The 20,915-nt window shown below is 72.2% G+C and carries 15 protein-coding genes; 2 read left to right on the top strand and 13 right to left on the bottom strand.

Going from position 1 to position 20,915, the window contains the following annotated elements:
* Window positions 1-102: 102 nt before the first annotated feature.
* From M2157_RS28345 to M2157_RS28285, 13 genes are all read right to left on the bottom strand, one after another.
* Window positions 103-6,432 carry a hypothetical protein gene (locus M2157_RS28345; protein ID WP_280866575.1) on the bottom strand — a complete coding sequence of 2,110 codons (6,330 nt, stop codon included), beginning with the start codon at window positions 6,430-6,432 and terminating at the stop codon, window positions 103-105.
* Complete coding sequence (locus tag M2157_RS28340; protein WP_280866574.1) at window positions 6,429-9,836, bottom strand: hypothetical protein; 3,408 nt, start codon at window positions 9,834-9,836, stop codon at window positions 6,429-6,431. Before M2157_RS28340 ends, M2157_RS28345 begins: the two co-directional genes overlap by 4 nt.
* Window positions 9,837-9,839: 3 nt before the next feature.
* Window positions 9,840-10,445 carry a hypothetical protein gene (locus tag M2157_RS28335; RefSeq protein WP_280866573.1) on the bottom strand — a complete coding sequence of 202 codons (606 nt, stop codon included), beginning with the start codon at window positions 10,443-10,445 and terminating at the stop codon, window positions 9,840-9,842.
* Window positions 10,442-11,284 (bottom strand): cupin, encoded by an 843-nt coding sequence (locus tag M2157_RS28330; protein ID WP_280866572.1) that lies wholly within the window; start codon window positions 11,282-11,284, stop codon window positions 10,442-10,444. The genes M2157_RS28335 and M2157_RS28330 overlap by 4 nt, the downstream gene beginning before the upstream one ends.
* Window positions 11,285-11,373: 89 nt before the next feature.
* Complete coding sequence (locus tag M2157_RS28325; RefSeq protein ID WP_280866570.1) at window positions 11,374-13,041, bottom strand: major capsid protein; 1,668 nt, start codon at window positions 13,039-13,041, stop codon at window positions 11,374-11,376.
* 62 nt (window positions 13,042-13,103) lie between these two features.
* Window positions 13,104-13,589 (bottom strand): hypothetical protein, encoded by a 486-nt coding sequence (locus tag M2157_RS28320; RefSeq protein WP_280866569.1) that lies wholly within the window; start codon window positions 13,587-13,589, stop codon window positions 13,104-13,106.
* Window positions 13,590-13,591: 2 nt separating this feature from the next.
* A complete protein-coding gene (locus tag M2157_RS28315) occupies window positions 13,592-16,954 on the bottom strand; it encodes a phage minor head protein (RefSeq protein WP_280866568.1) in 3,363 nt (1,120 codons plus the stop codon).
* Window positions 16,947-17,177: a hypothetical protein gene (locus tag M2157_RS28310; protein WP_280866567.1), complete on the bottom strand. Its 231-nt coding sequence runs from the start codon at window positions 17,175-17,177 to the stop codon at window positions 16,947-16,949. The genes M2157_RS28315 and M2157_RS28310 overlap by 8 nt, the downstream gene beginning before the upstream one ends.
* Window positions 17,170-17,562 carry a hypothetical protein gene (locus M2157_RS28305; RefSeq protein WP_280866566.1) on the bottom strand — a complete coding sequence of 131 codons (393 nt, stop codon included), beginning with the start codon at window positions 17,560-17,562 and terminating at the stop codon, window positions 17,170-17,172. Before M2157_RS28305 ends, M2157_RS28310 begins: the two co-directional genes overlap by 8 nt.
* Window positions 17,555-17,785, bottom strand: coding sequence for a hypothetical protein (locus tag M2157_RS28300; RefSeq protein ID WP_280866565.1), 231 nt, complete (start codon window positions 17,783-17,785; stop codon window positions 17,555-17,557). Before M2157_RS28300 ends, M2157_RS28305 begins: the two co-directional genes overlap by 8 nt.
* Entirely contained in the window at window positions 17,775-17,984 is a 210-nt protein-coding gene (locus tag M2157_RS28295; protein ID WP_280866564.1) for a hypothetical protein, read from the bottom strand. Before M2157_RS28295 ends, M2157_RS28300 begins: the two co-directional genes overlap by 11 nt.
* Entirely contained in the window at window positions 17,981-19,765 is a 1,785-nt protein-coding gene (locus tag M2157_RS28290; protein WP_280866562.1) for a hypothetical protein, read from the bottom strand. Before M2157_RS28290 ends, M2157_RS28295 begins: the two co-directional genes overlap by 4 nt.
* Window positions 19,762-20,103: a DUF1360 domain-containing protein gene (locus M2157_RS28285; protein ID WP_280866561.1), complete on the bottom strand. Its 342-nt coding sequence runs from the start codon at window positions 20,101-20,103 to the stop codon at window positions 19,762-19,764. The genes M2157_RS28290 and M2157_RS28285 overlap by 4 nt, the downstream gene beginning before the upstream one ends.
* Before the next feature lie 264 nt (window positions 20,104-20,367).
* On the opposite strand from M2157_RS28285, the gene M2157_RS28280 reads away from it, so the two are divergent.
* Together M2157_RS28280 and M2157_RS28275 are read left to right on the top strand one after the other, a co-directional pair.
* Window positions 20,368-20,553, top strand: coding sequence for a hypothetical protein (locus tag M2157_RS28280; protein WP_280866560.1), 186 nt, complete (start codon window positions 20,368-20,370; stop codon window positions 20,551-20,553).
* A gap of 74 nt (window positions 20,554-20,627) precedes the next feature.
* Window positions 20,628-20,828: a hypothetical protein gene (locus M2157_RS28275; protein WP_280866559.1), complete on the top strand. Its 201-nt coding sequence runs from the start codon at window positions 20,628-20,630 to the stop codon at window positions 20,826-20,828.
* The last annotated feature ends 87 nt before the right edge of the window (window positions 20,829-20,915 follow it).

The raw sequence follows: 20,915 nt of genomic DNA, 5'->3' as shown, positions 1-20,915 counted from the left end.
TCCGCTACTGCTACCGCCGCAACACCACATCTTCGCGCCCACGGGCTACCTCCTTGCTCGGGATGGCGGGCCCCTCGCCGGGGGCCCGCCGGGTGGATGGGGTCAGGCGGTGTACGTCCAGCTCAGCAGGTAGTCCGCACCGGCCTGGCCGGTGCAGGACCAGCCGTCGAGCGCCCCGGCGTCACCGTCCAGCGCGGACCAGGTGAGTGACGTCCCGGCCGGGACGGTGGCCCCGAAGGACGAGGCGGTCACGGCGACGTTGCCCGCGAGGACCGTCAGGGTCACCGACTGGAGGCCGGGGAAGTCCGCCGACAGGTTCCGGGGCAGGGTGTCGGCGGGGCGGACGAGTCCGGTGAGGACCGGGGCGGCCACCGTGCCGTCGTCGGGGCAGTCGACCGGCGAGACGGGCGCGTAGGGGCTTTCGAAGTCCCCTTCCAGGTAGGTGCCGACGAGGAGCGGAGCGCCGATGCCCTCCGGGTCGACGGACCACAGCTCGACGTAGCGGACGATTCCGCCCGGCGTCTGGTCGCAGCCGCAGCGTTCCACGATCTGCCGGCCGCTCGCCGTGGTGGTGCTGCCCTCGCCGGCGCACAGGCCGACGTCGCCTGTCGGGGCGTAGGTCGCGCCGGTGAGGGTGGTGTCGAAGAACGCGGCGGTCCCGGCCGCCGAGTCGGGGGTGTAGTGCCGCAGGAACGGGACGGCCGTGGTCTCCCCGCAGCCGGGGAGGACCGTCTCGTCCTCGATCGTCACCGCGTACTGGTCGACGTTGAACGACTTGTGGATGTTCGGCGTCTGGTAGACGCGCGCCCACCAGTACCAGGTGATGTTGCCCGCGATCAGGTCCGCCCACGGCACGACCGCAGTGACCGTGAAGGTCTGCTGGGCGTTCGTCGGGGTGTTGGCGACGTTGAAGGTGTTGACGATCGACGCGCCGTTGCGGAGCGTCAGCCCGGCCTCGGGGCTGCCGAGATCGGTCGCGCTGCCGGTGTTGGTGGCCCGCAGCGACACCGTCACCCGCACATTGGCCGGCGTGCCGCACGGCGTCGGGGCGGAGGAGGTGACGCTGGCGGAGATCGTGTTGTCCCGGAATCCGCCCGGGTCCGTCCCCCAGGTCGGCACGACGACCGAGCCGCCCGACGGGAACAGCGGCGACGGGTCGATCATGAACCCGGCGTTGGTGAAGAGCTGCGCGGGTTCGCCGTGCGAGACCGACGGCACGATCGCCGTGCTCGTGGGTGCGTACTGCTGGAGGTCGCCCCCGCTGGTGGTGATGTCGCACAGGAGGACCGTCTCGACGTCCGCCCCGCTCGTGCCTCCAGTGCCGGCGCAGGACGTGACGGCCCCTACCGGGGCGTACGGCTCACCGGCGAGGGTGGTGTCGCTGGTGATGATCTGCTCGCCCTGGTAGACGACGTGGCGCAGGAACGGGCCTGCGTCGTCGCACAGCAGCAGCGGCACGGCACCGGAGCCGCACGGCACGATGACCGTGTTGTCCGGCAGCACCTCGTGCCGGTCGCCGTTCTCGTCCAGGTAGTAGCTGCTGTCGTCGCAGCACACCATCTGGATCCACTGCCGCTGTCCGGGCTGCGCGATGTCGTAGCTGGCGATCAGGTGGGCGATCACCCCGGCGCCGTTGGTCGGGTCGCTGGCCAGGGTCTCCCGCACCTGGAAATACAGGGTGTTGGTGCCCGGCTTGGCGCCGGCGAGCTGCCCGGGGCCGAAGGTGTATCGGGTGCCGTCGTACTTCGCCGAGGCCGGGAGGGACTGCCACGCGCCGTCGTTGAGGCGGAACCGCTCCGACACTTGGTCGGAGTTGAGGACGGTCACCTCAACCCGGATCGAGTCCGGGTCAGCCGCCGCGGGCAGGTCAAACGAGGCGCGAGCCCACCAGGACACCGGCCCGTTCAGGGTCGGGCCCTCGTTGGCGCGCGGCGGGGAGGACTGCGCGGTACGGGCGTTCGGGTGCGGGGCCACCCAATGCGCCTGGCGGGTGTTCGGGGAGCCGTCCGCCTTCGTCGGGCCGTCCGTGACCGACCACGTCGCCCCGTAGGTCGCCTGATACATGTCGTACCAGACGGCGGCCGGGTCGTCCGGGCTGGTCGGGCTCCACTTCCACACCGGGTCCACGGTGCCGTCCGTGCGCCCCTGCTCGTTCGAGATGAACTCCACGCTCTCGGTGACCGTGGTCGCCACGCACACCGGCACGGGCTGGCAGCAGGTGTCATCGCACGAGACCGTGGCGGTCGCCGGGAGCGGCACCCGCGTGGTCGCGTCGACGGTGGTGATGACGCCGTCGCAGTCCGCGAGCCGGAGCGCCGTCCACGGCACCCGTTCGGCGACGACGCCGCACAGCCGCTCCATGTTCGGGGTCGGCGGGTCCGCGAACGCCGAGGTGGCGACGGTGAGCCGGACCGGCTTGGAGAACTCGATCCCGATGCGGTCCTGTGGGCTGAGCTCCAGCAGCGTCGTCCCCTGGAGGACCACGCCGTTACCGGCGAGCACGCGCAGCGTGACCGTGACGCCGTTGATCATGGCCGTGCCCACGTAGTCCGGGGCGGACGGCGTCCCGGCCGGCAGCGGCGGCGTGAAGGCGGCGAAGGAGATGGGGCCGCCGAGGTCTGCGCTGTTGAACCCGATGTCGGACACGGTGCCCGTGTTGGACAGGTAGGTGCCCTCCCACGAGGTGACCCGGTCGCCGTACGCGTAGCCCGGATTCGTGGCGGTCCCGAGCCAGCAGTCGGGGAAGCTGGCGTTGGCCGTGTCGAAGCCGCCCACGGTGTCCGGCAGGGAGTAGTCGCACTCGCTCAGGACCGTAGTGTCGCACTGCCTCGGGTCGGCGCACTGGCCGACTGCCCCCAGGGGCGTGTACGGGGTGACCGCGTCCAGCTCGGTGTCGGTGACGCTCGTGACGTTGCCGTCGCAGTCGCGGCAGATCCGCCGAAGGAACTGGCCGGCCGGGGTGACCGTGACCGCTCCGGCCCAGTAGTTGAAGAACGTGCCGCACAGGGCGATACGTGAGTTCGGCGCGGGCGCGGTCGTGAACGTCGTGACCGCCCCCGGCGTGCGGAACCGGGCGCTCGTGTCCGCGAGCGGGTTGGTGACGTATGAGCACGGGTCCGCTGGGGTGCCGTCCGCGGTGCGGGTCAGGACACCGGTTACCGGGTTGTAGGTGTAGCCGGTCGGCAGGTGGACGATCTCCAGGCCGGTGGGGAGCTGCGCGGTGTTGAGCGCGGTGTTGACCGCGTTGTAGTGGAGGTAGACCGAGAACTCGGCGACCACCGGCCGCGAGAAGTTCCATTTGGTCGGGGCGACGTTGGCGACGGGGAAGACGTGGAGGCCCCACCAGGCGCCGTCACTGTTGGTGAAGTTCGCCGGGTTCGCCTGAGTGCCCGAGGTGGTCGTCGCCGACCAGGTGACACCGTTCGCGAGGGTGCCGGATGCCACGTTGCCGGTGATCATGGCCGGGTCGCTGGAGCCGTCGCACAGGAGCAGCGTCTCGCAGTTGCTACACGTCTCGGTGTCCGCGCATCCCGTGTGGGGCGTGCACTGGGCGACGTCCCCGACCACGGCATACGTAGCGCCGTCGAAGTCCTGGTCAACGGTGTCGATGAGCGCGCCCGTCGCGCAGTCACGGACGTAGGTCCGGAGGAACTGCTTCCCGCAGCCCGCCGTGCCCGTGGCGCTGCCCGCTACGGGGGTGAGGCTGTAGGTGAGGGCGTCCACCGTCCACGTCTTGGCGGTGTTCGCTCCCTGCTTCAGCTCCAGGGCGAGCACGGCCACCACGTTGGGCAGATCGGCGACGGCATGGACGGTCGGGGTGAAGGTGAGCGTCGCCGAGCCACCGGAGGGCAGACCGGCCGGTAGGGCCTGCTGGCCGATCCACGTCGTCCCGTTGAACAGGGCGAACACGCCGTCATCGGCCACGCCCGCGGCGGGGCCGTTGTTGGTGACGCGCACGCTCATGTTCAGCGTGACGTCGCCGGCCTCGTCCCAGGAGCCGCAGGGCGGGCAGTCCGGCAGGGTGAAGCCGAAGCCGCCCCACACGAAGTGATCGGGGTTGGCGGTGTCGTCGAGGAGGCCGGTGGTGCCCCAGGAGGCGGAGCCGCCGTCGAGGACCGTTTGAACGGCGGCCCGTGCGGCGTCGCGCCACCGGTGGCCCGGGTACTGCGTGGTCGCGGAGGTGTCGGCCGGGTTGGCGACGCGCAGCGTCACGGCGGCCGGGTCGAACTCCAGCGGCGTGGAGTCGCACAGCACTTCGCTGCTGGTGGTGCGGCACGGCGTGGCGCAGACGCCGACCGTGCCCGTGGGTGCCGGGTACGGGGTGCCGTCGAGGAGGTAGTCCGTGTGGCCGACGATGGCGCCGAGTTCGTCGCGGCGGTAGTCCCTCACGAACTGCACGGCCGTGCCGTCCGCCTGGACGTCGCACAGGATCACGGCGTCCTGCTCGGGCTGCTCCACACCGGCCGGGCAGGTGGTGACGGTGACCCCGGCCGGTGGCGTGTAGGTGGCGCCGGTGACGGCGTCGACCAGGCGCACGGAGGCGATCGCCCCGGTGTCGTCGTAGTGGTACTCGATCAGGACCAGGGCGACGACGTCCCCGGTGGCGTCGTCCACGGCGCAGAACGTTCCGGACACCTGGATCGAGCGGGAGTCACCACAGGCGACGGTCCCGGCCGGGGGCGCGCCCGCGCTGTAGGCGCCCGTGACCAGGTTGAGCCAGCCCTCGGAGGTGACGGTGCCCGCACAGTCGCGGATCACGGTGACCGCGATCGGTGTCCCGTCCGCGAGGCACAGGCCAACCGTGGCGGTCGGCTCGGTCGGAGAGGCGCAGTCCCGCTGTGGCTGCGGGCACGGAACGACCACGGCCTGAGTCAGGTCTACGGTGTCGCCGCTGACCTGGTCGCGCCATGTCGTCTCGCCGGTCGTGCAGTCGCGGAGCCCGTACGCCGTCCGGATCTCACCGGCCCCGGTGACGACACCGGTCGCGACCACGCCGCAGAACCGCTCATCGTTGCCGGGAGCCGGGTCGGCGAAGCCCTGGGTGGCGAACTTCATCGTCACCGGCGACGAGAACGACAGCTTGAAGTGCTCGGTGCCGCCCATCCGCAGGTACTGAGTGCCCGTGGTGATGGCCGACGCGGTGAGGACGTCCAGCGTGACCGTGACGCCGTTGAAAACGGCGGTGCCCGTGTACGGGGCCGGGATGCCCGCGTTGGGAACCGACGGGATCGGCGGGCTGAACGCGCTCCAGTCGATGAACCCGCCGAGCTCGGGAGCGCTCACTTCGACGTTCGACGCGGTCCCGGTGTTCGAGGTGTAGGTGCCCTCCCACGCGGTGACCGGGTCGTTGTACTGGATGAACGGGAAATCGCCGTCCATGGCGTCGAGCCCGACCAGGCAGCCGGGATGGTTCGGCTCGGCCGGGTTGAACTTGTGCAGCGTGAACGACGGATCCGCTGTGGTCGGCTGCTGGTAGCAGAGCGTTCCGACGAACTGATCGCAGCCTTCCTCCGTGGCGGGCGACTCGGTGGGCCCGCACACGCCGACGACGCCTTGCACGGCGTAGACCGTGGTGCCGTCGAGGGTGGTGTCCGTGACGGTGGCGGTGCCGGTGCAGGTGCGGCACAGGGTCCGCAGGAACGGCACCGCGACCGTCTCCGTGGCGCCGGGCACGCCGGGGCCGAGGAGGGAGACGTCATCGACGAGGGCGTCAATGAACTGACCGCCCGCCTGGTCGGTGAAGCGGACCGTCATCTCGGCGTCCGTGGCGACGATCGACACCGGGCCGACCACGCCGTCCGCCGGCCACTGCGGGCCGCCGCTGACCTCCACAGGGGCGACGGTCTGCGAGTACAGAACCGCCCCGGACCCGTCGACCACCTCGACCAGCACGCTTTGCGGGGTGACCCCGCCCGTGCTCCAGATGCCGATGCGGGCCGACAGGTCGTAGGTCAGGCCGGGGGTGACGGTCACCGTCTGCTCGGCCGTGCCCGCGGGGTTGTTGTTCGCCGACAGGTCCAGGAAGCCGACCGACCCATCCGGGCTGGCGGACGGAACGTAGGCAGCGCCGCCCGTGAGCGTCCACCCGGAGGCGTCCGCGGCGAACGTGCCGTTCGTGATCCGCTCGGGGGTCTCACCCGGCGTGGTGACCGTGGTGACATCGCACAGGAGCAGCGTCTCGCACGTGCACGAGTCGGGCGGCGGGCACGGCTGCAAGGTGCCCTGCGGGGCGTAGACCGCGCCGGTCGCAGGGTCGACGGTCCGCGTACCCACGCGGTCGCCGCTGCTGGTGTCGTAGACCGCCTCGACGAGGGCCTGACCGGCAACCGTGCCGTCCGCGAGGACGTCGCACAGGAGCGAGCCCTCGACGTCGACGCGCGGCACCGGGGGCAGGCTGGTGATGATCGGGCTCGGCCCGCAGCATCCGCTCACAGCGTGGTCTCCTTGGTGTACGTGACGGTCACGGTGCCGTCTGTGGCGGTGATGGTGAGGGGCCCGGTCAGCCGGGCGTGGACGTCGCGGGCGACCGTCCAGGCGGCTTCCTCGCCGTCGAGGAGGGGGCTCGTGCCGTCAGCGGTCGTGACGGTGCCGGTGCCTCCGGACGCGCGGACGGTGACCGCCTGGAGCGTCGGCACGGTAGCGCCGTCCCACGATTCCCCAGGGGCGAGGACCACACGACCGGCCTGGACGCCGAACGCCGGGGGCGCGCCCTCGTCCTGGCCCGCGTCGCAGTCCATCGGGGCGACCGGCGCGTACGGGGCGCTGTAGTCCGGCAGGTAGGTACCGACGCTGGAGAGGGTGCCGGTGCAGTCAACGGCCAGCAGCTCGACGTACCCGACCTCGGGCACGCCGTCGCCATCGGCGTCATCACAGCGGCATGCTTCGATGACGTTCTGCGCGTCGCACGGCGTCACCGCCCCGGCTGTCGCGCCGTCAGCGGCGCACTGGCCCGCCTCGCCCTGCACGGCATACGGCGTGACACCGTCCAGGCCGAGATCCTCAGTTGAGGTGAGGACCCCGTCGCAGTCGAAGGTGAAGCGCCGCAGGAACGGTGTGCGCGTGACGGTCAGGACGGCTGTCCGTACCTCGATCGGCATCAGGAACAGGTCACGGTCGTTGACCGGCCCGCCTGTCGTCTGGTCGGTGAACCGGATGGTGACCGCGCCAGTGGCGGGGGCGATGAACGCCAGCGGCGGCAGATCCTCGGTCAGCACGCCGCCAGGGAACACGGTCGAGCCGTTGGACGTGTTCCGCGTCCTCGTGGCGAGCACCGTGGTGCCGTCGAGGACTTCCAGGAGATAGATCGCGTTGTTGTTGGCCGGGTTGGGGGCTCCCGCACCGATCCATGCGGACGCGAACCGGAACTCGTACAGGGTGGCCGGGAGCAGCCCGCCCACGGTCAGCTCAGCTACGCCGTTGGCGGGCTGGTTGGCCTGGGCGAACCACAGGGTGGTGCCGTTGTTGGCGGCCACGACGTTCCCGGTCAGCGTGAAGTCGCTTGCCGGGGTCGGGATCGGGGCTTGCGGGTCGTAGGTCAGGTCACAGAGCTGCGCGATCTCGGTGTCCCCGCACGGCTCGGTGACCGTGCCGCCGCTGCTGGCCGGGGTGCACTGTCCGGGCTCGCCGGTGAGGTCGTACGGGGCCCCGTCCAGGGTGGTGTTCGTGACGGTGAGGACCGCGCCGGTCTCGCAGTCGGTGGTGACGGTGCTGAGGTACTGGGTTGCGCATCCGGTCTGGTCGTAGACCACCGTGGCGGCGAACTGGTCCAGCTGCCATCCGGTGTGGCGCGGTGGCGGGCAGGTGACGCCGCTGTCGTCGTAGGCGTCGAACGCGATCGCGGCGGCGATGTTCCCGGCGGCGAGGTCGTCGGCCGGGACGTCGGCCTCAACGGTGAGCGTCCCCGACCACCCGGCAGGCGTGTCGGGCGGGGTGAGCGCCAGGCCGATCCGGTTGGATTCGCCGGTGCCGTTGTAGAGGGCGAGGAACCCAGTAGCACGGCAGCCGTTGTCCGGGCCGAGCTGGGTGACGTCCACCTGCACGCTCACGCGGGCGGTACCGGCGTCACAGACGGGCCGGGGAGCCTGGAGGATCGCCGCGGCGGTGCGCACGGTGCCGCCGGTGCCCGGCTGCGGGCCTGCCGCCTCCGGGAGGGTCAACGTGCCGCCGTCCCACAGTGCCTGGGCCCCTGGCGTGGCCACGCCCGTGGTGTACGGGTAGTACGGCGCTCCGGGGGTGTCCGTGACGGTCGGGGCCGGTGTCCCGTCGGTGGGCACGTCGCACAGCAGGAGCGTGCTGGCGTCCCGACACGCCTCCGTGCACTGGCCCACCGTGCCCACCGGGGCGTAGGCGGCGCCGTCCAGGGTGAGGTTGACGACCGAGGTGACCGTGCCGTCCGGGTCCTGGACCAGCTTGCGGATGAACGGGCCGTTGTCGTCGCACAGCACCAGCTCCCCGTGGAACACCTGGGGGATGACGGGCACGGGGCCGGGTACGTCGGTGGGGCACTTGCCCACGGTGCCGGTGGGCAGGTAGCCGGCGCCGTCCAGGGTGTAGTCGGTGTGGCCGACGATCTGGGTGTTCTCGTCGCGGCGGTAGTCGCGCACGAACGGGGTGGCGGTGCCGTCCGCCTGGATGTCGCACAGGAGGACCAGGTCCGCCTCCGGCTGCGCCTGGCCGGTCGGGCAGTTCCTCAACTCTCCTTGGAGCGCGTACGGGTTGCCGGTGGCCGGGTCCACGAGGGTGACGCCGGCCAGGCTGCCGTCCGGGTTGTATGCGTACTGGACGAGGACCAGGCCCAGCACCTCGCCGGTGGCGGGGTCGGTGTCGCACAGGATCCCGGCGAGCTCGAACGCCCCGGGCGACGAGCAGGCGCCCGTCCCGGCCGGGGGCGCGCCGGCGTTCCACACGCCGCTGGTGAGGTTGAGCCAGCCGTCCCGGGTGGTGTTGCCGTCGCAGTCCCGGGTCACCACCACGGCGATCGGCGTGCCATCGGCGAGGCACAGGCCCACCGTGGCGATGGGCGGCGTGGGCGCGCAGTTGGGGCACGGGCCTACCTGGCCCTGGACCACGTGCGGGGTCTGGCCGTCCAGGGCGACGTCCTCGAAGGACGCCGTCCCGGCCACGAACGTGTAGCGACGCAGGAAGGGGCCGCCCTCATCGCACAGCATCACCGTCTCGTTCTCGGGGCAGCCGTACGTGCAATCGACCGGGGCGACCGGTACGTAGGGGGTTGAGGGGTCGTCCTGGTAGGTGAGGATCAGGTCAGCGGAGCCGTCCGCGCGGATGCACCACAGCTCTGAATACGTCGTGTCGGGGGTGCCGTCGCCGGTGGTGTCATCGCAGCGCTGGCGGCAGAGCGTGTCCAGGCAGCCGGGCACCTGGCACGGGGTGGCGTCCGCGGGGGCCGGGCCGGGCGTGAACAGGCCGGTGACGGGGTCGAGCCAGCCGACCAGGCCGGGGTCTGGGGCCACGGCGCCGCAGTCGGTGCACGCGGACCGGATGATGAGCGCGATCGTGGAGCCGTCCGGCCGGCACAGCGGCATGGACGTGATGGAGGGCGCGCAGCTACAGGCGTCCGAAGGGGTGCCGGTGCACGGGCCGGCCCCGGCCGGGACCGCGCCGGCCGTGAACACGCCGGTGAGCGGGTCCACCCAGCCGATGACGGCCGGGTCCGGGGCGGGCGTGCCGCAGGTAGCGCAGGGGGAGCGCAGGACGATGAGGATCGGCGTCCCATCGGCGCGGCATAGGGGGCTGGTGGCGATGGACGGGGCGCAGGCACAGGCTCCGGGCGTGCCGGTGCCGCCGTCCGGCCCACAGGGCAGAGGCTCAACTGGCACCGGTCAGTCCTCCCTGTGGACTTGGCGGCGGTGGGAGTCCCGGCCGCGTTCGGTCTCGAACTCGCGGGGGCACAGGTCGCACGCGTAGGGGCCGCCGTCGCCGGCGGCCTCCTCCTCGTGCTCGTCGCCCTCCTCGGTGGGGGCGTCCTCCAGCGGCGCGAACTCCGGCACTTGGTCGCTTGGGTCGCTGCCGTCCCCTCCTGCAGCAGCGTTGGAGGCGGCCAGGTCGACGGCCAGCAGGGCGGCCGTCATGGCCCGTTCGACCGCCTCGGGCGGGGTAGCGGCCACCATGGCCGCAGCGGCCGCCTCCGGGCTGCCGAGGGGCGGCGTGAGGGCCTGCGGCGTGGCCACGCCCAGCAGCTCCTGGCCGCCGTCGTCGTAGTCGCCGGGCTCGGGCACGCCGTTGGCGGCGTCCTCGGTCGGGGACACGTAGCGGTGGCCGTCCACCAGGGCGCCGATCAGGACGTCCTCCGGGGCGTTGACGAACTGGTCCGCGGGGACGCCGAACTCGCCCAGGCCCACGGTGCCGACCTTGGGTGTCTGGGCGGTCGCCCAGCGGGCGAACGCGACGAGGCGGGACCGCTCGGGCCTGACAGTGATCATGTTCATGGGCACGCCATCACCTGCACTGCGCAGATCGTGCAGGTGGTGCCGACGACTACCGTCCGCTCCGCGAGCACCCTGCGGTCGTTGTTCCTGATGTTCACGGAGGCGGACGCGCGGGAGCGGTCCGGGATCACGTCCACTGGCCCGCGGCGGATGACCAGGGGGCCGGTGATGTAGAGCCAGGCGGCGCCCGCGTCGGCGGGGATGCCGCCGGGGCCCTGGTTGAGGTAGGAGTAACCGGCGCCGATGACGGCGCAGTTCCCGGCCCAGGTAGCGAGCGTCCCGGTGGCCGGGTCCTCGTGGAGGACGTTGCAGCAGCCGAGCAGCGCGGCCACGCCGGCCGGGATGTGCAGGGTGCCCACGCCGCCGTAGTTCTCGGCCAGGCAGCCCTCCAGGGAGGCGATGCCCTGGGCGATGTTCAGCGGCCCCTCGGGCGGGGTGATGTCCACCGCGTCCTGGGTGAGCTTGGTCCGCATGAACCCGGCCTCAATGGCGTGCTGCTCGCCGAGCGCCAGGGAGGCCAGCGCCTGCTCCCGCGCCTCCTCGTACGAGAAGCCGGGGGCGGAGCACTCCGCGCCGGCGTAGATGGTGATGGGGGTGGCGTGTTCGGTGGTGGGGCGGCAGAACTCCTTATCGGTGGGGGCCCCGGGCACGGGGTCCTCGCACGGGTCCGGCCAGTCCCTCGCCGGGCAGCAGCCGACAGCCAGCCACTCCACGCCGTTGAGCTGGTGGATCTCGTCCTCGGTGACGTCGATGACGTTCGTGCAAGAGGCGCCGAGGATGCCGCGCGGGAGTGGCGTGCCAGGGATACCGGGGACGACTTGGCGCAGTCCAGCAGGCATCACGCACCTCCAGTCATGGTGTGGGCGCGTGCCGGGCCCGTGTCAGGTACAGGGGCCCGGCACGCACGTCATCGGGTGACCGGGGGCGGTCAGGCGGTCGGGCAGGCGACGAGGGTCTGGGCGCCGGTCTCACCGGAGGCGCAGACGGGCACGGTCACCAGGCGCGTGTCGACCGAGCGGTCCACCAGCGCCACGCACTCCTCGGCGAACAACGCGGTGTAATCATTTCGGCTGAATTTGACCGAATCGTGAATTACGCCCAGGTTCACGTCCTCGCCGCGCCCGATGACCAGGGAGCCGGCCGGGTACATGAGGAACTGGATGGTGGACGGCCAGTCGGTGGCCGGGTTCGTGCCGCCGATGTCGGTGGGGACGGCCGGGGTCAGGCCGCGCGCCCACTGGATGCGCACCCCGAGCGGGCTGAACAGGTCCTGTACGTCCTGGGCGCTGACCTCGGAGGGGCAGCAGCCGTTACGGCGTGCCAGGTCCGCCAGGAACATGTTCTTGGACCACCACGGGAACACGACCTCCAGCGCGGTGGAGTCACACAGGCTGTGACGCTCGATCATGTCGGCGGCCTGCAAGCTGACCGCGCCGAACACGGCCGAGACGGCGGCCATGGACGCCGGGATGGTCACCGGGGTGGCGGTGGCCAGTGCCTTCTGGAACAGCACCTGACGCAGCCGGATCTCATGGGCCACCATGCTGTTGCGCAGGTACCAGGCGATCAGCTCCGGGAAATGACGCTGGGTCAGGATGCCTGCCTCCAGGCAGACGCCGACCGCGTCACAGCGGACCTCCACGGGGTCCGGGCAGGGGATCTTGAAGCACGGTTTGGTGTTGCCGGCGATGTCGTCGGCCTCGGTGTGGATCCAGCTCATGCTGGCGACGTCGAGGGACAGCGGCTTGTAGTAGCGCAGGCCGCCGCGGCTCAGCTGGATCTCCGGGGCGTCCCACAGCATGTCCGGGCAGCTGGTGTCCGTGAGCTCGTAGAGCGTCTCGGACGGGGCGCACCAGCCGCCGCTCGCGACCAGGTCGCCCTGGGGCAGCCGGGACTGGCTGGAGGCGACCATGGCCACGGTGGTGCCCTCGGGCGCGCTGCTGGAGTCCGTGACGATCGTGTCCGCCGGGTACGGGTGGTGATAGCTGATCACCTGGCCCACGCCGCCGCCTGCGGTCTTGAGGGCGGTTGCGCGGGAGTTGATGCCCTTGACCACGTCGTCGAAGACCAGGTCCGAGCCGGGGGTGTAGCCGGGGACGTCCACCGCGGCGGTGATGGTGGTGCCCGGGGGCGGGGCCTCCGGCAGGACGCGCGGCTGCGCGCGGCGTACGGCGCGCAGGTTGAGCGCGGGGCGGGTCGGCACGACCACACCACCGCCGGCGGATGCCGTCGCGGTGGTCTCCGGAGCGGCCGGCGCCTCCGGGGCGGCCGGGGCGGCGGGGGTCTCGGTGGCGGCGGCGGTCGGCTCGGCCGGCTGCTCGCCCTCCGGGGCGGCCGGGGTGCCCTGCTCGCCGCGGACCTGGGCGGCCAGGGTCTCGATCTCGGCGGCGGCCTGGGTGGCGGCCTCCACGCGGGCGGTCTGCTCGGTGCGGATGTCCTCGACGCAGGCGGCCAGGGAGCGCATGCGGCCCATGGCGTCGCCGTCGATGACGTCCTGACCGGAGAGGGCGGCGAATGCGGCGCGGGCCCCGTCGAGGGCCTGGGCCAGGGCCTCGTCATCGAGGGCGGTGACGTCCTCGGGGATGTCGAATTCCATGGACGAATCTCCAGCGGAGTGCGTTGGAGACTCGGCCCTAAACCAGCAGTCGCAGAGGCATCTTAGCCCGTCACGGGAGGTGGCGGGCTGGTCGTGTCAAGTGGGCGGCCTGCGGGGGCCGTCGAGGGGCTGCCGCGCCCCGGGCGCTGGTGGGCGGCCCGGGGCGTGCGGCAGGGCGTTACGCGGGCGCCTGCTCGGTCTTGGTGAGGTCCGCGGCGGGCGCCCTGGGGGGCGGGGTGTACGACGGTGCCGGTCTCTCGTTCCCGGACGACCGCGCCGTCCAGGGTCTCGGCGTGGGCGACGGCCTCGGCCTGGTCGCTGTGGGCGAACACCACAGCGCCCGCTCCGCCGTCCGTGGCCACCTCATACGTCTCCTTATGGAAGACGATTTCGTTGGTGCCCTTGATGCGGACGGCGCTGCCCTTGTACCGCGGGGTCACGGTGATGGCGGTCGGCTTGCTGCCGCTGGTGAAGGCGACGCGGCCACGGCCGGCCTCCATGGCCACCTCGAACTGTGTACGGCCGCGCTGGTTGCAGGCGCATCCCATGGCTACTGGTCCCCCTTCGGGTTGGTGATGGTGGTGGGCGCGAGGACGGCGGCGGTCATGGCCTCCACCTCCGCGCGTCGTTCGGTCTCGCGGCGGGCGAGGGCGGCGGACAGGCCGTCAAGGAACGTCGGGTCGTCGAGCAGCGCGGCCGGGTTGTCCGGGACGTGTCCGGGCACGGTGTCCGGACTGTGTCGGCGCAGGCCAGAGACCATCCCGTCCATCGCCTCCGCGCCCAGGGTGTAGAGGCGTCCGGAGATGTCCGCCTGCTGTCCGGGCACGGTGTCCGGGTTGTCCAGGACGGCGGCGGCGCTGGCGGCAAGGGCGAGGTTGCCGCGCTCCACGACGGAGGCGAGCAGCGGGGAGGAGTGACCGGGCACGGGTACGGACAGGACCGCCCGCAGCTGCCAGCGGCCATCCCCGCCCTTCTTCATGTGATAGCTGGGCTGGCACCCCATGAACACGGTTCGGTCCCAGTCCGAGAGCCAGGGCGCGGCGGCACCGGAGAACCACATGCCCCTGCCGTTCATCCCCACGGTGACGATGCCGGCGACGGTCCTACTGTCGTCGAACTGGCACGCCACGTCGTTGCACTCCGCCCCGTCCCGGGAGTGGGGGGCGTTCATGGTGAAGGCGCCCCCCTTGACGGTCTCCCCGTTGTCGAGCTTGAAGCGGGCGCGCAGGAAGTGCGTGGTGTCGATGTCGCCGAGGCTCTCGATGGTCAGCTTCCGGTTGGAGAACCCGGCGTGCGGCTCCCCGGCCTGGGCCACCCACCCGTAGATCCGGCCGTCCGCGTAGTGCACCCCGCCGCTCCCTGGCGGCAGTTCCTCCTCCGTGGGCTCCGCGAACCACGCGGCCGGCATGGGCGGCAGGTCGCGCATGGCCGTCCAGGCGGACGCCACCAGCTCCGTCAGGGCCGCGTCCTCCCCGTCCCCCACAGCGGAGGCGGCCACCTCCGGGCCCTCCGGGATGGTGGAGGCGCCGACGTACAGGCCGGCGGCCAGGCGCACCAGTTGGCCCTCCCTGCTGGCGGCGCGCAGGTGCTTGCGTGCGGTCTCCACGGTGAGGCCGAGGGCCTTGGCGATCTCGCCCGCGCCGACGGGGCCGGGGCAGGCGCGTACGTACTTGATGACGCGCTGGCGGGTCTCCCCCGGGGCGGAGGCGGCGGTGAGGGCGGCGGTCACCGCGGCGGCGGCCTCCTCGTCCACCTCGGGCGGGTCCAGCACGATGCGCGCCTGGTCGTAGGCGGGCATGCTCACGAGGGTGGCGCCGCGGACGCGGGCCTTGGTGATGCGCACCAGGAAGTCCCCGGCCTGCTCGGAGTGCAGGACAACTCCGTCTTCGTCGTCCGGGTCGCCGGCCGCGGCCGTCAGCTTGGGCAGGCGGGCCCCGTCGAACACTGCCAGGGCGGCGGCGGAGATCCGGCCGCCGGGGCCGGTGATGAGCTGGGCCAGGGACTGGCGGCGGGTGAAGGACGTTCCGGCGGCGGTGGCCTCCACGCTGGTGGCGGCGTTGATGACCCACGCCCCGTCAGGCAGACGCATCACGCTGGCGTACGGGATGGACGCGGCGAGCACCAGCATGCCGTCCTCGTCCTCCGTGAGCGTCTTGTCCACGAACTCCACGTCGACGGAGTCGAGATCGACGGACACGCCCAGTGGGGCCTCCTGCTCCAGCAGGGTCACGGCGTCGTATCCGGCGCGCTGGGAGAGATAGAGGACGCCGGTGCCGGTGAGGCGGTCGCCGTCCCGGCCGTACTTGCCGATGGCGCCGGCGAGTTCGGCGCCCTCGTGGCCCATGCCCATCTCCTCCGCGTACTGGAGGGGCCAGGGCCCGGAGCCGTCCCAGTACAGGGCCTTGGGCGCGAAGATCCGGCCGTCACCGGTCTCGGTGTTCTCGAATGCCAGGGCCGCGCCGTCCGGGGTGGACCAGGTGCGGACCGGCAGCGCGGCCGTCAGGGCCGCGGCGGTCGGGTTGTCCATGGGGGGCTCCTCCTCGGGGCCAAGTGGGATGTCCGTGGCCTCGCCGGCGAAAGCGACGCGGATACGGTCGAAGGTGAGCGGGCCCAGGCGGTCGGCCATGGCCTCAAGGGGCCATGTGTCCTTGGTGTAGGCGCCGGTGGTGTGGGCGACCCAGGGGGTGTGCTGGCGGGGCAGGTCCGGGTTGTTGTGGCCGTCTTCCAGGGCGTCCTGGGCGATAAGGCGTGCCTCGTGCAGGGTGGCCGTCTCGTCGCCGGCGTCCGGGTCGTCGCCCACGGCCCACACCCAGGCGGGGTCTTCGCTGGCGGGGTTCCAGTGGTTGACGCCGAACGCCACGGCGGGGACGGGCCCGGGCAGGTTCTGGGCGCGGGCCCGTACGCCGGCGATCAGCTCGTTGCGCTGGTCCTCGTCCCAGTCGGCGGCGGTGCCGAGGAACCACAGGGTGCAGTGCAGCTCCTCCGCGGGCTCCCCGTCGTCGAGGGCCAGGCGCTCCACGTCCTGGGCGCTGGGGACGAGGGCGATCATGGCGCCGGTGTGCTCGGTCGCCGCGGCTGCCATGGATTCGTTAGCGCGGCCTCGTCCGGCGTCTGGTAATGCCAGGGCGGAGGCGCTGCGGTCCGGGGCGTGCTGGAGGCGCAGGATGCACCGGCAGTTGCACACCTCGGCGGGCGGGGCCGACGGGTCGCCCGGGTGCTGCATGTCCACGCCGCCCACCTCGAACGTGTCGTCGAGGAGGCGCAGGAACCCGTCCACGTCGTGGTGGGTGTCCCGTACGCGGCTGTCCCGGCGGGTCTGCCACTGCTTGACGATCGGGCGGTCCGGGCCGGTGAGGGCCTGGGCCGCGGCGAGGGTGGCGGTGTTCCAGGCGCGGGCCGCCTCGGTGGTCGAGATCAGCGCTTCCCGGCCCTCCCCGAGCTGCGCCCCCTCTCGGGCGAATACGGCCAGCAGGCGGGCGCGCAGGGCCTCCACGCCCTCCCCTGCATCCACGCCTGTGGCGAGCTCGCGCACGGCCACCTCGGCGAGGCGGTCACCCACGGCGCGCAGCAGGTGCTCCGTGCTGGTGACGTACTGGCTGATGCCGTCCGGGAGTTCCTCGTCGCGGTCGTGGCGGCCGGGCAGGTCGTCCCACCCGTCCGGCAGGGTCGCGTCCACCTGGTCGGCGGCCGTGTGGGCGGCCGTCTCGGTCACGCCGAGGAGGCGGCGCACCAGGCGCGGCACCCGCTGGCGGAACATCGCCCCGATACGGGACACGCTGAAGCGGGCGGCCACCAGCTCCGTGGCGTCCTCCAGCGCGGCGGCGAACTCCTCGGCCACCTCCTCCAGTACGGCGCGCACCTCTGCCGCTACGTCCTCCTCGGCGGCGGCCAGGGCCTCCTCCAGCTCATCCATGGCGCTCCACCTCCCGGGAGGGGTGCGGGGCCTGGTCGGTGGCCGGCTGGTCCTTGAGGAGTCCGCGCTCGCGCTGGCGCCAGGCGTGCAGCTCCTCCCACAGCTCCACGCCCGGGCACTTGCTGCACCAGCCGTGCACCTGGTGGGCGATGAGGCTGTGCTCCGGGGGCGCTTGCCGCACCACGGGGCGGCCGGTGGGGATGGTGTCGGTGGTGTCAGCCACGGTCGGAGTCCTCCAGCGTGGGGTGGGGGGTGGCGTCACATGCGGTGCAGTGGGCCCAGCCGCCGGCCTTGCGCTGCTCCCCGCTGTCGGTGAACAGGCGGACGGTGACGACGGTCAGGGCCTCCTGGCCGCACACGGGGCACAGGTGGTCATGCGTGGCGGCCAGGTCCACGGTGTTGGAGCGGGCGGCGGAGACGGCCAGGGCGGCCTGCTCGGCCTCGTGCCGCCTGTTCTCACGAGCGCGCCAGGCCACGACCTCCTCGGCCGGGTCGTGGTCAGGGCAGTGGGAGCACCAGCCGTGTACGCGGTGGGCGGCCGTGCTGTGGCCCCAGGGCGCGGCCGGGGTGGCGGTGGTGAGGTCCGGCGGCGGGCTCGGGTTACACATCGTGGGCCGCTCCTTCCTCGAGGGCCGCCGTGTTGGGGCACGGCTCCACGCGGCTGATGTAGACGGCGGCCGGCCGGCCGCTGCTGATGACCCGGCCGCCGGCGTCCCGGACCTGGAACGCGGTGACGCCGTCCAGGCGGGTCTCACGAGTGACGGCCAGGCCCTGGCAGTGGGGGCACAGGTCCAGGCGCGTGCGGTGCTCGGGGCACTGGTCAGCCGACACGGGACACCTCCGGGGGGTCGCAGGTCTCGCACCATGCCCAGTAGCCGACCGTGGCCACGCCCTCCGGGGTGAGCAGGACGATCTCCCCGGCCAGCAGGGTGTACGCCTTGCAGGTGGAGCACCACTCGGCGCTCACGTTGGCCGCCGCGGCGGTGACTTCCACCTCGGCGGGGCGTGGCTCGGTCGGCCGGCGCGTCATGCCGCCAGCCCCAGGCAGGAGGACCGCAGCAGGCGCACGGTCTCCTCATACGTGTGCTTCATGCGGGCGGCGATGAGGGCGCGGGCGTAGTTGTCCAGGGTGTCGATCAGGCATTCCGCCTCGAACCCGTACCGCTGGGCCATCTCCGGGACGCGGTCCCAGGCGCCGACGAGGAGGTGCCACTGGTCGACCTGCTCGTCCGAGACGGGGAACACGGTGTGCAGTTCCCCGGGGGCGATCTGCCGGGACCGGCCGCGCTCGCTGCGCGGGCAGGCCGGCTTGACGCGGATCTTCTCGCCGGCCATGCACATGGCGTTGTGGATCACGCCGTCGATGGCGGCCAGGATCGTCTGGTTGCGCAGCACCCGAGCGTCCTCGGGGGCCGGGACAACCGCCGCGGCGGCGGTGGCCTCCGGGGCCTGCTCGGCCGGGTCGTCGGTGGGCTGCTCTGGTTCGGCGTTGCTCTCGTCCACCGGCAGCTGGGGGTCCTGGCCGTCCTGCGGCTGCTTCTGGCGGCGGGCCTGCTCCTCCTCGGTGGGGGCGTCCGCGTCGGTGAAACCGGTCTCCCGGCGCAGCGCGGAATCCGAGATGGCGCCGGCCTCATGGACCTTGAGGGCGGTCTCTGCGCGGTTGGTGCGCACGCGCAGGGGGCTGGTGTCGTGCCAGACCAGGCACTCGTAGGCGTCCTCGACGTTCTCGGCCTCCAGGAGCGGCTGGAGGTACTGGGTCGTCAGGGCGTCAGCGACGGTGCCCAGCTTGGGCTCCACGCCCAGGGTGATGGCCTCGTCCTTGAGTGCCCACTGGCCCCAGTGGTTGATGTCGCCCTGGCCCAGCAGGATTTCTGAGGGGACCTCAAGGCCGTTGGCGAATCGGCGGATTGCCTCCTCGCGGAGCTGGATGGCCAGCGTGTCGAAATCGGACTCGAAGGTGAGGCGCTTGATGTTGGGGATCTGGTCGGCCGGCACCTCCAGGATGATCGGGACGGTGGCGGCGGCGCTGTCGGGTTCCTTGTAGGCGGTCTCGGCGACCGTCATCAGGACCTCGATCAGGTCGTCCTCCTCGTTCTGCTGGCCCGGGGTGGTGGGGAACTTGGTGCCCTGGGGGACGAGGACGATGCCGCGGCCGGTCAGCCGGGAGCGCGCGATGGCGGCCACCGCGGCGTTGAGGAGCTTCAGCTCCTCCAGCAGGCCGAGGCTGGAGCGTACGGAGCTGTCGGCTTCCAGGTGGCGGCGAGGGTGGCTCTCCCATACGCGGATGGCCACGGGCTCGCTGGAGTCCAGGGGGGTGTTGTCGTCCTCTGCGCCGGGGATGGCGACCTCTTCCCCGTCGATCTCGGCGACCAGCTTGGTGCCCTGCGGCTTGACCTCCTGGGTGGACAGCACACGCCAGTCCGCGCCGATCTCGTTGCCGCGGGCGTCCTGCTTGGGGCGGACGATGATCCATCCCTCACCGGGCACGACCAGGTGCGGGCCGAAGGCGCCGAGGAGCTGCGCCTGGCCGCCGGGGCCGCCGGCGATCTCGGCGACCAGCTCGGACGCGCGATGGGTGGCGGGGAGGGGGACCACCTTGCCCTCTTTGTCGCGGCGGCCGGCGAACAGCAGGGCCCGGCTCATGGCGTTGGAGTACCAGCGGGCGGCGAACCGCACCTCTGGCGTCTCGTCGTAGAACAGCCAGGCGCGCTCTTGCCAGGAGCCGTCAACGGGCTTGGTGCGCAGGCGGCGGGCGGTGTAGCGGGCGGCGGAGGCCGTCAGCTCCCCGCGCGGGCCGGTGAGGGCGGTCATCCGTGCACCCGGCTCAGCATGTCGTCCAGGCGGTTGAGGAGGACGGCCAGGCCGGCGACGGCCAGCCACTCCACGCCGTGGACGAGCAGGGGCGTGCCGGTGAAGGTGCCGGTGGCGAGGAGGTAGGTGGCGAGGAGCGCCCCGGACACCCACCAGCCCATGCAGTACACGCAGGAGATGAGGGTGACCACGGCGCTGCGTGTGGTGGAGTCCTGGCGGGCCTCGTGCCACGCGATGATCCGGTCTCGGGCCGGGTCAAGGATGGTGTCGTGGACGGCGAGCTGTGTGCCTCGGTAGCCGGCCAGCCCGAGCAGGGCGAGGTGGGTCAGGTCGATCAAGGTCGCCCCCTGGCGGAACGTGTGCTTCCGGTTTCGGTCGGCGGAGCATGATAGGCCACGCCGCCAACTGGTCCTGTGGGCGTGAACGTGCAGGTCAGCGCCAGGAGTTCGATCACACGGGCGCTGGTAGCGTGTGCCGGGTTCCGAGCGGGGACAGGCGGGCGCCGGCGGAAGTGCCGATGCAGTGCCCGGGCGGCGCAGGGGTAGACGCACCCTGCCCGCCGGCGCCCCACCTCGCGCCTGGGCCGCCCGTACGATCAGGGCATGGACCGCGAGGAAGTCACCGCCGAGTTGCTGGCCGCTCTCCGCCCGGGGCCGACGCCCCCACACGTCACGCTGGAGACTGCCGACGGGGGTACAGAATTGCTGTTCTACGGCGATGACCCGGCGTTCACCCCCGGAGGCGTGATGCTCATCCCGGCCGCCGTCATGGACACCGACCCCATCTAGCGCACCTCGCGCGCCCCCTGAACTGCTCCTAGAAACCCCTGCCGCGCCCGTGCGCCCGCTTCTACCGTGGGTGTATGTCCGGTTATGGCGAGATAGCCCGAGACGTCCTGACGGGTCGTCTGGAGGCCCTGGAGGGGCCGCCGCTGCGCCTGGTGGAGGTGCCCGCGGCTGACGGCGGCCTGGACCTGCTGATCTACGACGAGCGCGGCGCGCTGGTGGACGTGTCCTATGTGCCGGCGGAGCTGATGGACGCGCCGGCCCTGGAGGCGTCCTGAGACTGAGGCGGCCGGGGCGGGCGCCTCCCGCGCCAACGGGACTGCAAGGGCGCCGCACCCCGGCCGTGGTTGGAACTTCAGAGTGAA

The sequence above is a fragment of the Streptomyces sp. SAI-127 genome, assembly GCF_029894425.1.
GTDB lineage: Bacteria > Actinomycetota > Actinomycetes > Streptomycetales > Streptomycetaceae > Streptomyces.
Note: the sequence above shows the minus strand (reverse complement) of the source record. Positions and strands in the feature narration are given on the sequence as shown.